This is a genomic window from Lysinibacillus sp. FSL K6-0057, assembly GCF_038630885.1.
In the GTDB taxonomy this organism is placed as follows: Bacteria; Bacillota; Bacilli; order Bacillales_A; family Planococcaceae; genus Lysinibacillus; species Lysinibacillus fusiformis_F.
The window spans coordinates 3,846,316-3,861,131 of record NZ_CP152047.1 but is presented as its reverse complement, the minus strand read 5'-3'; the positions used below and the strand labels follow the sequence as shown (position 1 = coordinate 3,861,131).

The 14,816-nt window shown below is 39.1% G+C and carries 14 protein-coding genes; 10 read left to right on the top strand and 4 right to left on the bottom strand.

The annotated features are described in order from the left end of the window. Positions 1-18: 18 nt before the first annotated feature. The 4 genes from MHB40_RS19055 to MHB40_RS19040 form a co-directional block, all read right to left on the bottom strand. A complete protein-coding gene (locus MHB40_RS19055) occupies positions 19-690 on the bottom strand; it encodes an AroM family protein (protein WP_342441339.1) in 672 nt (223 codons plus the stop codon). A 5-nt stretch (positions 691-695) separates the two neighbouring features. Beyond that, the gene (locus tag MHB40_RS19050; protein ID WP_205445128.1) at positions 696-1,838 is read right to left on the bottom strand and encodes an amidohydrolase; all 1,143 of its coding nucleotides are present in this window, start codon (positions 1,836-1,838) and stop codon (positions 696-698) included. Further along, complete coding sequence (locus MHB40_RS19045) at positions 1,835-2,905, bottom strand: amidohydrolase family protein (protein ID WP_342441338.1); 1,071 nt, start codon at positions 2,903-2,905, stop codon at positions 1,835-1,837. Before MHB40_RS19045 ends, MHB40_RS19050 begins: the two co-directional genes overlap by 4 nt. 63 nt (positions 2,906-2,968) lie before the next feature. Continuing rightward, positions 2,969-4,570 carry an ABC transporter substrate-binding protein gene (locus MHB40_RS19040; protein WP_342441337.1) on the bottom strand — a complete coding sequence of 534 codons (1,602 nt, stop codon included), beginning with the start codon at positions 4,568-4,570 and terminating at the stop codon, positions 2,969-2,971. 218 nt (positions 4,571-4,788) lie between these two features. Here MHB40_RS19040 and MHB40_RS19035 point away from each other — a divergent pair, with 218 nt between their 5' ends. From MHB40_RS19035 to MHB40_RS18990, 10 genes are all read left to right on the top strand, one after another. Beyond that, positions 4,789-5,751, top strand: coding sequence for an ABC transporter permease (locus MHB40_RS19035; RefSeq protein WP_205445124.1), 963 nt, complete (start codon positions 4,789-4,791; stop codon positions 5,749-5,751). A gap of 2 nt (positions 5,752-5,753) precedes the next feature. Then, the gene (locus MHB40_RS19030; protein ID WP_205445122.1) at positions 5,754-6,620 is read left to right on the top strand and encodes an ABC transporter permease; all 867 of its coding nucleotides are present in this window, start codon (positions 5,754-5,756) and stop codon (positions 6,618-6,620) included. Between the two features lie 17 nt (positions 6,621-6,637). Then, positions 6,638-7,660: an ABC transporter ATP-binding protein gene (locus MHB40_RS19025; RefSeq protein ID WP_205445120.1), complete on the top strand. Its 1,023-nt coding sequence runs from the start codon at positions 6,638-6,640 to the stop codon at positions 7,658-7,660. Continuing rightward, positions 7,644-8,651 (top strand): dipeptide ABC transporter ATP-binding protein, encoded by a 1,008-nt coding sequence (locus tag MHB40_RS19020; protein ID WP_342441336.1) that lies wholly within the window; start codon positions 7,644-7,646, stop codon positions 8,649-8,651. The genes MHB40_RS19025 and MHB40_RS19020 overlap by 17 nt, the downstream gene beginning before the upstream one ends. Positions 8,652-8,695: 44 nt before the next feature. Next, complete coding sequence (locus MHB40_RS19015) at positions 8,696-9,649, top strand: DUF1177 domain-containing protein (protein WP_205445117.1); 954 nt, start codon at positions 8,696-8,698, stop codon at positions 9,647-9,649. Then, on the top strand, positions 9,642-10,910 hold the full coding sequence (locus tag MHB40_RS19010) for an ArgE/DapE family deacylase (RefSeq protein ID WP_205445116.1): 1,269 nt from the start codon (positions 9,642-9,644) through the stop codon (positions 10,908-10,910). Before MHB40_RS19015 ends, MHB40_RS19010 begins: the two co-directional genes overlap by 8 nt. Positions 10,911-11,044: 134 nt before the next feature. Further along, a complete protein-coding gene (locus tag MHB40_RS19005; RefSeq protein WP_205445114.1) occupies positions 11,045-11,806 on the top strand; it encodes an IclR family transcriptional regulator in 762 nt (253 codons plus the stop codon). A gap of 11 nt (positions 11,807-11,817) precedes the next feature. Continuing rightward, positions 11,818-12,741 (top strand): aminopeptidase, encoded by a 924-nt coding sequence (locus MHB40_RS19000; RefSeq protein ID WP_342441335.1) that lies wholly within the window; start codon positions 11,818-11,820, stop codon positions 12,739-12,741. Between the two features lie 507 nt (positions 12,742-13,248). Next, positions 13,249-13,755, top strand: coding sequence for a helix-turn-helix domain-containing protein (locus tag MHB40_RS18995; RefSeq protein WP_342440642.1), 507 nt, complete (start codon positions 13,249-13,251; stop codon positions 13,753-13,755). After that, positions 13,752-14,594 (top strand): IS3 family transposase, encoded by an 843-nt coding sequence (locus MHB40_RS18990; RefSeq protein ID WP_342440641.1) that lies wholly within the window; start codon positions 13,752-13,754, stop codon positions 14,592-14,594. Before MHB40_RS18995 ends, MHB40_RS18990 begins: the two co-directional genes overlap by 4 nt. Positions 14,595-14,816 lie beyond the last annotated feature (222 nt).

The window sequence follows — 14,816 nt, the reverse complement described above, 5'->3', positions numbered from 1 at the left end:
AAGTGACCTTTTCTTCTATTAACAAATGGCTTTTAAAATTGTAAAAACCGCCTCTCGAGGGACGATGATGGGGATAGTGAGTTGATCTTTAATCATGTTTTTCATCGTTGTGGAATAGCCCATACAATCAAGGATAAGCAAATCCGCTCCTCGCTCTTCTAATCGTTGTGCATTTGCCAATAAATGTTGCTGATCAAAGTGGTATGGGGAGCTAGCTGAAAAGGTTACATCGAACTGTGCTTTTTGCCATTTCTCTGCAACTGTTCGTTGTTGTTCTGGTTCAGGACCTATTAAACCAATGGCTAATTCTGTATGTAACCCTTTCACTAAATTCGTCATCATACGATCAGGCAGTAAAAGATTTTTATAGGATAATTTATTCGAAAAATCTCCTGTACACATAAGTAGTATCCAAGTGAATTCATGTAGATCATCAATGCATCTCTGAATATAGGGCATAAGCTTTTGTTTACTGAGCTTTACTTGTTGACCATTGGTAAGAAGTGTCACTAACACATCAGTATCTTCACGAGAAGGAGAAAGGGTAGCAATTTCCTCTAAGGAAAGTGAATCCAGTACACCGAATTCATGAACATGTAAACCTGCTTCTCTTAATTGCTGTATATCCTCTGCCATATCTTTGCGTGGTGCCTGACCAATTGTTACAACGGCAATTTTCGAATGTTGCATTGTGCTCACTCCGCTTCGTAATATTTTTGTCCATTTACATAAGTTTGTAAAACCTTTGCTTCTGTTTCAAAAATAGGATGTGACCAAACAACAAAATCAGCATCTTTGCCTTCCTCAAGACTACCAATGCGATGATCTAGCTGTACGAGCTTAGCTGCATTGATCGTAATACTTTTGAGGGCTGTGTCTTCATCTAAACCATAACGAATCGCTTCTGTGGCACAATATTTTAAGTATTGAATTGGTACGAATGGATGATCTGTCATGATGGCGAACGGAATATTATGCTCTTTAAAAATGGCTGCAATTGCTGGAGTAGAATGACGCGTTTCATATTTAGATGGTGTTAACATATAAGGGCCAAGCGTTGCATGAAACCCACTATTTTTAACGGCATCGACAATGAGATAGCCTTCTGTGCAATGCTCTAAATGAAGCTGCACATTAAATTCTTTGGCAATTCTTATAGCTGTCATAATGTCATCTGCTCTATGACAGTGAAGGCGAAGGGGCATGTCGCCTCGAAGTACCTCAATAAATGGGCGTAACTCAGCATTTTGTTTAATTTGTTCTGCTCGTTGTTGTTCATTGAGTTGACTGGCACGTTGGAAACCATCCCGTAAAAGCTGTGCAATGGCCATGCGAGTCATTGGCTTGCGTTTATACTGATTGCCAAAGACGTTTTTCGGATTTTCCCCTAGGGCGCCCTTTAAACCACTTCGTTCTACTAAAACTCGAGAGGCAAGGGTAGGTCCTGCTGTTTTAAGAATACTCCAAATGCCACCAATGACATTGGCACTACCTGGACCGGTTTGTACAGTGGTTACGCCACCTTCTAACGCATGTTGAAAGGAAAAGTGTCGGATATCTACACTATCTAAAGCGTGCATAAGAGGTGTAAAGGGTTCGCTATATTCATTGGCATCATTAATGTCTTCAGTAACTTCAGCCCACGTTCCAACATGGGCATGAATATCAATTAACCCTGGTGTGACATAAGCTCCCTGTAGATCAACTAGCTCTGCTTGTGGGGGGATTTCTTTCGCTGGACCAATATAGACAATACGCCCATCTTCGATCCATAACTGCTCACAAGTATCGTTTTGTTCATTGACTGTAAGAAACTTTGCATGATGATAAATAATCATTGTGTAAACCCTTCTTCCCGTGCATAAACTTTTGTTCCTTTAATATAGGTTGCGACAACCTGTGCATCTAAATCTAATGGATGCTTATCCCAAATCACAAAATCAGCAAAAAGACCATTACAAATAGCGCCTGTTTTGTGGGCGATACCAAGGAAATTTGCAGCTCCTGTTGTTAGAGCATATAGCACGTCCTGACGTGTCATACCTTCTCTTACAGCCAAACAACCTTCTAACGTTAGATGAGAGGTGCTACTAACAGGATGATCTGTACAAAAAACAAATGGAATATTGTGTTTGGACAGCTGGTTATACAGTTTTGGTGATAGCGCCATCATCTCATTATGCTCGATATATCGAAATGTTGGACCAGCAATAATTGTATTGAAGGATGTCTCCTGAAGGAGCGGAACTTCAGTGCCATGGATAATATGAAAATCAAAGATCGAAGCAAATTCTTGTTGAAGGCGGCTAATGAATTCAAGATCAACGGCTTTGTGTGCTCGAATAACGATTTTTTTAATCGACGGTTCTTGCCGCTGAATTTGTTGTAATGTTTCTCTTAAAATTTTGGCGATGCCCATGCGAGTGAGTGGTTTTTTCTTTTCAGCGAAAAATGTACTTTTTGCCTGATGTCCAATAGAGAAGGAATACGCCACATCTTTTGAAATGACCATTTCATCAACGGTTGTATGTGTATGATGAATAATAGCCGTTTTTGCACCGATCAAGCTTTTAGGAGAGGGAACAATATGAGAGGCTGTCACCCCATGAGATATGGCTTTTTGAAATGCAGTATCAAATGGATAAATACCATCAACTACAGAATATTGCAGATGTGAATCAAATTCATAGCTATCATCACCCTCCCAACGAATTCCTATTTCGGCTAAACCGATTTGTGAACAGCTATCGATAAAGCCAGGTGTAATATAGTAGCCATCTAAATCCAATTCTGTTTCGGCTAGGCTAGTAGCGGATTCAAAGTATTGCCCTTGTACTTGAAACGATTGTTTAGTAAAGCTACGAGTCTCGGAATTAAAAACAAGTCCATTTATATATCGAGTCATTGGATCAGATCTCTCCTTATGAAGAGAAAAGCGGAGACGATCATCTCCACTTTTCCAGTTTAATTATTTAGTAATGGATACGTTTGTACCATTCGGATGTACAATTTGTACGGAGTTATCAGCAGAAACCTCAAAGCCCTGTACTTTTTTGTTTACACCTGCAACCGTTTGTGTCGCCTCTAATTCAATACGTGGCACATCAGCTAAAATCAGCTTTAATGCTTCTTGGTATAATTTTGCACGCTCTTCTTGCACCACTGTTTCAGATACGGCACGCTCTAATAATTTATCCACTTCTGGGTTGCTGTAACCTTTACCATTTCCTAACGCACCAATTTGATTTGTATGGAATAACTGATAAAGGAAGAAATATGGATCTGGATACCAAGTCCAGCCACCAATATTCATTGGCGCATTACCCTTTGCGACAGTATCACTGTAAGTACCCCATTCAAGCACTTTAATTTCCACATCAATGTTTAAGTTTTTCTTTAACTGACTTTGGAAAATCGTTGCGTAAGGAACACGTGCTTCTGATACGAAAATGTCTGTCTTGAAGCCATCAGGATAGCCTGCATCAGCTAGTAATTTTTTTGCTTCTTCTGGATTATATTTTGGTACTAAATCAACTAACGATTTATCATACCCCCATGAACCAGGTGGTAATGGTAAGTATGAAACATCACCGCCACCCCATTGGTTAACGCCAGAAATGATTTCCTCTACATTTGTTGCCATATAAATAGCTTCACGAACGCGTTTGTCAGCAGTCGGACCTACTTTGTTATTAAGATCAAGGTAAACAATGGATAGACCTGGATTTGTTAAAAGCTCAAGGTTGCTATCTTGGTTGATGATTTCACGGTTTTGGCCTTTGACATCCATGGCGATATCAATATCTCCAGAACGTAATGCATTCGTCATCATATTTTGATCGGAGATAAACTTCATTGTTAAGTTATCGATATTCGGCTTATCACCCCAATAATTTTCGTGACGAACTAATTTTACCTCTTGATCTTTTTTCCACTCTGTTAATTGGAATGGACCTGTACCAATAAAGTGTTCAGAAAAATTATCGCCCCAGCCTTCAATCTCTTCTTTTGGAATAATGATATTCCCTGCATCCGTTAGCATAGCAAGTAGGGCAGCATTCGGTGTGGCTAAGTGAACCTCTACTTCATAATCAGATAGCACTTTCACCTCTGTCACACCACTTAAACGATTCATAGCGGATTCTTTGGCAGAGCGTTCTAAAGAGTATTTCACATCTTCAGCTGTCATTTCACGGCCATCTTGATATTGACCTTTTTGGAATTTTACACCTTCGCGTAATTTGAACGTGTAAACTAACATATCCTCTGAAACATTCCATTCTGTTGCTAATGAAGGGATGATATCGGATAGATCTTTGTTATAAACAACTAACGTATCACCCATTTGACGCATTACCTGTGATTCATAAACCCCCGTGTATTTGATAGGGTCAAATGTTTTGGCATTGGCTGACAGACCGACATTTAATGTGCCGCCTGAAGTAGCTTCTCCGTCTTTTTCATCTGTTGAAGTACTTTTTTCATTGTTCCCACCACAAGCAGCTAAAACACCAATTAGTAAAGTTAAAAAGAGAAGTAGTAAAGACTTTCTTACGTTTAATTTCTTCATATGCACTAGCCTCCTTAGTTTTTGTTTCACAATATGAACCGTTGATTCAAAAATGGTAGGTTCGAGAATAAAATTAGCACACTTGTAAACAGAAAGTAAATAAAAAATTACAAAGATTCAGAAAAAATATATTTACAAACAATTATTAAGTGGTGTAGTATGTGGTTATTCACAATATGAACCACTGATTCTAATAATGAAAAGGAGGTCTTGCTAAGATGGGCTCATTTATTTTAAAAAGGTTAGTTAACCTCATCCCCACACTGCTAGTAGTAGGGATTATCGTCTTTATTATTACGCGAATGATTCCTGGTGACCCGGCTTCAGTCATGCTTGGACCACAAGCTAGTGTAGAAGATGTAGAGAATTTAAGAGAAGAGCTAGGATTAAATAAATCCATGCCTTCGCAATTTATTTCATATGTAGGAGATCTAGCACAGTTAAATTTAGGATATTCCTATTCTTATAGTGAGTCTGTCATCGGGCTTATTCTCGAAAGGTTCCCTAACACAGTGATACTGGCATTGGCAGCATTGTTAATAGCAGTCGTGATTGGTATTCCAGCAGGAATATTTGCAGCGAGAAAGCAAAATACAATGATTGATTATGTTGTTATGCTTGTGTCATTAGTTGGTGTATCCATGCCAATTTTCTGGTTGGGCATCATGCTTGTTTTATTCTTTAGTGTTAACCTTGGTTGGTTTCCTGCGACTGGGATGGGGAATATCAGCGATGGCCTATGGACCTATTTGAAGCATTTAATTTTGCCAGCATTTGCTTTAGCAACAATTCCAATGGCGACATTTGCACGGATTACCCGTTCAAGTATGTTAGAGGTTATTTCGCAAGATTATATTAAAACAGCTCGGTCTAAAGGTATTAAAGAATATTTAGTGATTGGTAAACACGCATTTAAAAATGCCCTAACACCGATTTTAACGGTGCTAGGAATGCAAATTTCTAATTTACTGGGCGGGGCGGTATTAACAGAAACGATTTTTAGTTGGCCTGGTATGGGTCGATTAATTGTAGATGCCATTGATAAACGTGACTTTGTAGTCGTACAAGGTACTGTTATTTTCATTGCGTTTATCTTTGTGCTTGTTAATTTAGTAGTTGATGTGCTTTATAAAGTGGTCAATCCTAAGGTCAATTTAGAATCGGATGGAGGGAAAAAATAACAATGACTCAAGCAATCGTCAATGAAACGAGAAAAAGAAATACGTTATTGCGCAAGTTGCTAAAAAATAAATTAGCGACAATTGGGTTAATCATTGTCACCTTAATGGGCATTGTTGCTATTTTTGCCCCATTGATTGCTACCCATCCACCGAATGAAATGATTGTCGGTAAATCATTTTTACCAATGAATACAGAGGGACATTTGCTAGGAACAGATAACTATGGCCGTGATCTGTTTAGTCGCTTAGTTTACGGTACACGCATATCGATGATTGTTGGGATTGCAGCGGTGCTATTTGGTGCTGTATTTGGCACACTGTTAGGTTTAGTAGCAGGGTATTTTGGTGGTCGCATTGATTCGATCATCATGCGCACAATGGATGGTCTTTTCGCATTTCCGTTTATTTTACTAGCTATTACGTTAATGACGGTTTTAGGGCAAGGACTTGTCAACGTTATTGTTGCGATTGGTATTGCTAATATTCCAGGTTTCGCACGACTTGTTCGTGGACAGGTTTTAAGTGTAAAAGAGGAAGAATTCGTTGAAGTGACGCATTCTTTAGGTGCTACACATACGAGAATCATTTTTAGCCATATATTACCGAACTGTTTAGCTCCTTTAATTGTCTATGGAACGATGAGTACAGCTGGCGCTATTATTTCAGAGGCTGCCCTTAGCTTTTTAGGATTAGGCGTTCAACCACCGACAGCTTCATGGGGCAGTATTTTAAAAGATGGTAAAGACTTTTTAGTATTAAATCCCCAAATGGCGACATTTTCAGGCATCTGTATTTTATTAACAGTTCTTGGGATTAACCTTTTAGGGGATGGATTGCGCGATGCATTAGATCCGAAAATGAAAGTTTAATGGAAGGGGGTGGAGTCATGACTGAACGTTTACTAGATGTAGAAAACTTAACAGTAGAATTTAAAAGTGGCGGCTCTACAATGAAAGCTGTTAATGGAGTAAATTTACAATTAAATAAGAAGGAAACACTAGGTATTGTGGGAGAGTCAGGATCAGGAAAAAGTGTGACAGCCACTGCTCTCATGCGTTTAATTCCATCTCCGCCAGGAAAAATAACGAATGGAAAAATTCTATTTAATGGCCGCGATTTAATAGGAATTTCTGAAAAGGAAATGCGCAATGTGCGAGGCAATGACATATCAATGATTTTCCAAGATCCAATTACAAGTTTGAATCCTGTATTAACGGTGGGCAATCAAATTATTGAAGTCATTCAAGCACATGAAACAATATCGAAGAAAGATGCAGCTATCAAAGCCGTTGATATGTTAAAAATGGTTGGTATTCCTGAGCCAGAGAAACGATTAAAAATGTATCCTCACGAATTTTCAGGAGGAATGCGTCAGCGTGTCATGATTGCTATTGCCCTTGCTTGTAACCCGAAACTACTCATTGCCGATGAGCCAACAACTGCACTGGATGTCACTGTACAAGCTCAAATTCTTGATTTAATGAAAAAGTTACAACAAGAACACGATACAGCCATCATTATGATTACGCACGATTTAGGTGTGGTTTGGGAACTATGTGACAAAGTAAATGTTATGTATGCAGGTCGTACAGTAGAGTCTACTACAACAAGACAGCTCTATGAAAAACCGTTACATCCCTATACGTGGGGATTATTAGAGTCTCAAATTACAATGGGGACACAAGAGCAACAAAGGTTGCCAGCCATTCCAGGTAGCCCGCCAGATTTAACGATGCCACATAGTGGTTGTCACTTCTCAGCACGCTGCCCTTTAGCAACAGATATTTGTCGTAGTACGGTGCCTGATTTAGTGGAAGTACAGGACAACCATTTTGTAGCCTGTCATTTACAAGCAAAAGATCGAATTGTCGCAAGGAAGGAGGGAATTTTTAATGCAACAGCACAATGAACTTGTCTTAAAGGTAAGTAATTTAAAAAAGCACTTTCCCATTAAAAGTTCAATTCCTTTTAAAAAATCAACACAATTTGTGAAAGCGGTAGATGGTGTAAGTTTTGAATTATATAAAGGGGAGACACTGGGGATTGTGGGCGAATCGGGTTGTGGTAAATCGACGGTTGCTCGTTTAATCAACCAGCTAATCTCACCAACAGAGGGAATGGTTGAATTTAAGGGGACAGATTTAGCAAGCTTAAATACAAAAGATATCCGCGTTGCTCGAAAATCCATACAAATGGTTTTCCAAAATCCTTATGCATCACTCGATCCTCGGAAAACGATTGAATACCTTATTGCTGAGCCACTAGTTATCCATGGTATTGGTGATGAGGCATCACGTAAAAAGCGTGTTATTGAATTACTTGAAACAGTTGGATTAAGTGCATACCATGCAAAGCGCCATCCACATGAGTTTTCTGGTGGACAAAGACAACGCATTAATATTGCTCGGGCCCTTGCACTCAATCCAGATATTGTTGTATGTGATGAACCTGTTTCAGCATTAGATGTCTCTGTACAGGCACAGGTGATCAATCTATTAAAAGATTTACAGAAAGAATTCGGCTTAACCTATATTTTTATTTCACATGATTTAAATGTCGTGAACTACATGTGTGATCGGATTGCCGTCATGTATTTAGGGAAAATAGTGGAAATTGGCACATACAAGGAAATATATGAAAACCCTCAACATCCCTATACACAAGCCTTGTTATCAGCCATTCCTAAGGAAAATCCTTTTGATAAAAAGGAACGCATTATTTTATCTGGCGATGTTCCAAGCCCAGTAAATCCTCCTAGTGGCTGTGCATTCCATAAGCGTTGTCGTTTCGCTACAGAAAAATGTGCAGACGTTCAACCGACACTTGATACAGTAACAGCTACACATCAAGTATCATGTCATTTATTTACGTCAATACAGCAAGAAGTATCATCGATTTAACGAAATGTAAATTTTATTGAAGCAGAAAAAGGAGCGGACTGATTATGTCATTGAAGCATGTTATTGAATTATACGAGGTAATGGATAGTATTTATGTAAACGGAGCCACGATTAAAGAATATTTACACAATATTGATTCCACAGCAGATGTCAAGGTAAAAACTATTCAAGGCGAAAGCGGCTCAACTGATTTTGTTCGCGTCCTCGTGAAAGGAAAGAACGGCAAATCCTCAGGCGGGAATGCACCTACATTAGGAATTATTGGACGCTTAGGTGGTATTGGGGCGCGTCCTGAAATGACAGGCTTTGTATCAGATGGAGATGGCGCACTGGCATGTTTGGCAGGGGCAGCAAAAGCTATTGATATGGCCTTAAAGGGTGATCAATTAGAGGGTGACGTTATTTTCTCCACACATATTTGTCCAACAGCTCCAACCTTACCACATGAGCCAGTGCCATTTATGAACTCTCCAGTGGATATTAGTGTCATGAACGAAAATGAAGTAGAAGATACAATGGATGCTATTCTATCCATTGATACAACAAAAGGCAATCAAGTATGTAACCATAAAGGATTTGCTATTACGCCAACAGTCAAAGAAGGTTACATATTAAAAATTAGTGATGATTTATTGCAAGTGTATACACAATCAGCTGGCATTTCTCCAGTTGTTCTACCGATTACGATGCAAGACATTACACCATATGGTAATGGTTTATTCCATATCAATAGTATTTTACAACCGGCTGTTGCAACATCTAGCCCTGTTGTAGGTGTAGCGATTACAACTGAATCTGTTGTGGCAGGCTGTGCAACAGGTGCAACGCATGTCACGGATGTAGAAAATGTTGTGCGATTTGTATTAGAGGTAGCAAAAACTTATGGTGCTAATAAATGCTCTTTCTTTGATGAAACACAATTTACACATATGAAAGGCTTATATGGTAGCATGAGTCACTTACAAACGAAAGGAAACGAGGTACACACACATGAATGATTTACAAGCACTTAAAGCTCAATTAGTAGATGCAGTTGAAAATCATCAAGATGAATTGATAGCGTTTTGCTCGAAACTTATTCAAATTCCTAGTGTCAATCCTCCGGGGGATACGACTGAAATAACAGCTTTTATCGAAAACTATTTAAATGATGTTGGCATTACTTATCAAAAATATGAAGCTGCAGATAAAATGTTTAATTTAGTAGCTTCCATTGGGAATGGTGAAGGAAAGGAACTCGTTTATTGTGGTCATACAGATGTTGTTCCTGTCGGTGATTTATCAAAATGGGATTTTGATCCGTTTTCAGGAGAAGTGAAGGATGGCTGGATGCTTGGCCGTGGAGCAAGTGATATGAAAGCCGGTTTAGCGGGTATTATTTTTGCAACAAAGCTATTAAAGAAACTGAACATTGAACTACCAGGGAAATTAACTTTGGCGATTGTACCAGATGAAGAAACGGGCGGCGAGTTTGGTGTTCCTTGGCTGTTAGAGCGCGGCTATGTGCAGGGAGATGGTTGTTTAATCGCTGAGCCATCTTCACCTTTAAATCCAACAATTGGACAAAAGGGCTCCTACTGGTTTGAATTAGAAGTGCGTGGGGAACCTGGACATGGAAGTCTATCACCTTTGGCTGGACGAAATGCCATTGTCGATGCTATTCGAGCTATTCAAGAGATTCGTACACTATGGGATGTAGAAATTACGATTCCAGAAGAGGTACAGCCACTTATCGAGGTATCAAAAAAATACATGCGTGAAGTGGAGAAAGATCGCTTGAAATATCAAGAAGTTTTAGAGAAAATTACTGTAAATATTGGTACAATTGAGGGAGGTACGAAGTCCAACGTAATCCCAGATTACTGTAAGGTTCAAGTCGATTGTCGCTTACCATTTGGTATTACACAAGAAGAGGTAACAGAAATCTTGACAAATAAACTAGATGGTTTGGCTATCGATTATTCGATCCAACGTTTTGGCTTCAAAAGTGTAGCCAATTATACGCCTGCTGAAAATCCTGTGTGCCAATCGATAGTGGAAAATATTTCGTACGTCACAGGGCAAGAGGCATATGGTGTCATGCAATGGGCAAGCAGTGATGCTCGTCATTTCAGACAATACGATATTCCTGTATTGCAATACGGCCCAGCTTATTTACCAAGTATTCATGGTTATAATGAAAAAGTGCGTGTTGAGGATATCGTACGCTGTGCAAAAGTTTATATAACTGCTGCTGTTGATTTCCTATATCAAAAGTAAGAGATTAGCTACTCTCTTACTTTTGATAAAGTGATATCAGGTGCTGACGGCTGCTAAATCTGTCGATTATTTCCCCCTTAAGAGAGAGATTTGCAGCCGTTTGTACAGATAAATAGATCAGAAGGATGAGAGATATGCTAAAGACATTAAATTTATCAATTGCGGTTTTAAAAATGTTTACAAAGGAAAAGCCAACATGGGGTGGACGAGAGTTAGCACTGGCGATGAATATGAATCATACAAATTTATATCGCATTCTTGAAACCTTCGAAAATAATGGGTTTATTACAAAAGATCCTATAACGAAAAAATATTCACTTGGTATAGCATTATGGGAAATAGGTATGAATATGTATGATTCATTAAACATAGATCAGCTATGTATGCCAGTTCTTGATAAATTAAAGGATGTCACTGGCGAAACAGCCATTTTTACCGTACTGAATGGACTGGAAGCGTTAACTTTACTAAAAGCAGAACCTGTAAATAAGGTGAAATTTACAGTTTCAAGAGGAAGTAGATCGCCACTTTATGTAGGAGCATCTTATCGTTCGATGCTTGCTTTTTTAAATGAAGAGCAAATTGCAAAGGTCATAGATGAACCGTTAACAGCTTATACGAATAATACGATGACAGATGCTACAGAAATACGGGCAGAGCTAGAAAAAATTCGATCATGCGGCTATGCCCTTAGTAATAGTGAGTATTCTGTTGATGTATTGGCGCTAGCTATGCCTATATTCAATAGTGAAGAACAGGTCGTAGCATCTATTACCGTTTCTGGACCAATCTATCGTTTTACAGAGCAACGTGTTCCAGAGTTTTTGGGACCTCTGACGGAAGCTAGAAATGAAATAGAAGGAATTATTCGTAGATATCATTTGAATTTTAATTAAGGAGTCCTATTATGCAGCATTTACATGACATTGCACTAAATGTTTTAAAAGGCAATTTAAATGTTCAATCATCAGAGTCACTATTAATTTTGACAGATAGTCACAAACAAGACATCGCAAAAATCTTTTATGAAGCTGGACTGTCAATTACAGCAAATACAATGCTCATGGTGATGCCCCTGTTAGACAAATCTGGACAGGAGCCCATCCATGCAGTTTCTGAGCTTATGGCGAATGCGGATGTTACACTTTGTATTACCTCCCACTCCTTAACACATACAATGGCTCGTAAATATGCCTGTGAAAAGGGCGGACGTGTAGCGACAATGCCAGGTGTGACATTGGAGATGCTGGAGCAAGGTGCCCTTCATGCAGATGCACAGGAGATTGAAGCCATGGTAGAAAAATATGTCCTTTTACTTGATACGGCAAAAGATATTCGCATTGTCAAGGATGGCCATGAGCTGACATTTAGTGTAGAAGGCCGTTTAGGAATTCGATCCACAGGTGTTATTCGTCAACCTGGTGAGTACGGGAACATTCCTTCAGGAGAATCATATATTGCGCCAATTGAAACATCTGCAAATGGAGAGATTTTAGTAGATGGTTCTATTGCTAATATCGGTGTCTTAAAGGAGCCATTATTATTAAAAATTAAGAATGGTCGTTTAGAAGAAGCAATTGGTCCTGATGGTCCACGTCTACTGGCCTTACTTGGTGAAGGAAATGGTAGAATCATTGCAGAGTTTGGCATCGGAGCCAATAAAAGTGCCATCCTATGTGGCAATGTATTAGAGGATGAGAAGGTATATGGGACAATCCATATTGCTTTTGGCAGTAATGCGCCATTCGGTGGAGCCAATGCGTCAGATGTTCATATCGACTGTGTTGTGAAAAGCCCTATCGTCTACTTTGACGGTCAGCAAGTAATTTAAAGAAAAGCGTGTCTTCCTAGGAAGCACGCTTTTCTATGTTGTTGAAAAAAGATCATGTCACTAGCAGAAAAAGACCTTTTAGCAAGGTGAGGGGTTGATTTCCGTTCCGCCAGCGTCCTTTCCAGGGGGCGTCCGATGAGCCGCTTCACTCACTTCCGTTCGCTCCAGGGTCTCATCAGTGACGCAAAATCCCCTAGGAGTAACGCTGGCTCCACTCCAATCAACCATTCTGCAAAGTGTCTTTACTATTTTTCATACTAGCATAGCAATCAAATAGCCCAATACCTGTATTCTTAGGGGGATAGGATTTTTATTTTCAATGTGGAGAAGTGATGTATGACAACACCCCTCAATAAAGAGTAGGGAACACCTTTACTTTATCTGAAAACCTTTGCTAAAAAGTTAAATATTTATGGGATTGGAGTGGAAGGCTACTTGACTCCCGTGGGATAGTGAACTGCACCCAAAATATTGGACTTGAAAAATTTAATATAGGGGGTGCAGTTAGTGATTTCTGATGAACAAAAGTTAGCCGCAGTTCTAGCTTACATTGAAGAAAAGGAAAGTACGTATCAGATTGCCAATCGATTAAAGAGGGATCGACAGTACATTCGATTATGGATTGAATTATATCGCTATCATGGCATTGAAGGAATTATTCGTCCTCAAGGGTTCACGAATTACGAAGATTCTTTTAAAATAAAAGTAATTCAACACCTGATAGAGACGGGCGATTCGCTCCTTCAGACTGCTGCGAAGTTTAATATTCCTTCTCGTGAAACCATTCGGAGATGGAAAAAACAATGGATGTCTAAGGCTGGAGAGGTGCTCTATCAAATAGAAAAGGAGCACCGATCAATGCCAAAAAAACAACCACCTTCGTCCGATTTAAATGAAAAAACAACGGAAGAGTTAAAAGCGGAAATTGAGTATTTACGGATGGAAAATGCCTATTTAAAAAAGTTGAAAGCCTTAGTTCAAGAAAAGGAAGCCTTCAAACCAAAGAAAAAGTGAGAGCTGTGTATGAGCTAAGGCTGGAATTTCCACTTCAAGCTCTATTAAAAGTCGCGAAACTTAAGAAAAGTACGTATTATTATCATCTTCAAAAATGGGTAAAACCAGATAAATATCAGGCGATTAAAGAACGAATCCAGATACTTTTTCATCACCATAAGGGGCGTTATGGCTATCGTCGTATTTGTCTTGCCCTCCGAAATGAAGGGATTTTCATCAACCATAAAACGGTCCAACGATTGATGAAAGAATTGGGCTTAAAAGGGACAGTACGCCCTAAAAAATATCGTTCGTATAAAGGAACAGTCGGCTATGTCGCAGAGAATGTCTTCCAACGTGATTTTGAAGCCTCTGCACCCAATCAGAAATGGGTAACCGATGTCACAGAGTTTAAAATAAACGGTCAAAAAATCTACGTATCGGCTGTATTAGATTTATTCAATCGAGAGATCGTTGGATATGAGGTATCAAAATCACCTAATTTTGAGTTAGTTCAACAGTCTTTTAAAAAGGCGTTTATGTATACAAAGTTATCGAAAAAGAGTGGCTTAATCATTCATTCTGATCAAGGATGGTTATATCAAATACCACGTTTTAAAGCGTTATTGGCAACACATGAAATCAAGCAAAGTATGTCACGGAAAGGAAATTGTTTAGATAATGCCGTGATAGAAAGCTTTTTTGGTATTCTGAAATCAGAATTTCTGTACACAACTACGTTTAAAAACTATGTAGAATTTACAAAAGCATTAGCAGAGTATATTTACTATTACAATCATGAGCGGATTAAAAGAAAACTCAACGGAAAAAGTCCCGTTGAGTATCGAAAAGCTTCGTAAAAAAGTTTATATTTTTGGGGTCAGATCATAGCGAGACAGGTGAGCCCCTGCACGGAGCGGTAGCAGAGGAAGCAGCTCGGCGCTCGCCCACAGGAAAGCAAGTAGCCTGCAACGGAAATCCATTTCTACCTTTCAATCGACTGTTTTGTTTTTCAACACTATGGAAAAGCGTGTCTTCCTAGGAAGCACGCTTTTTTACATGCTTTACCAGACTGTAGTTTA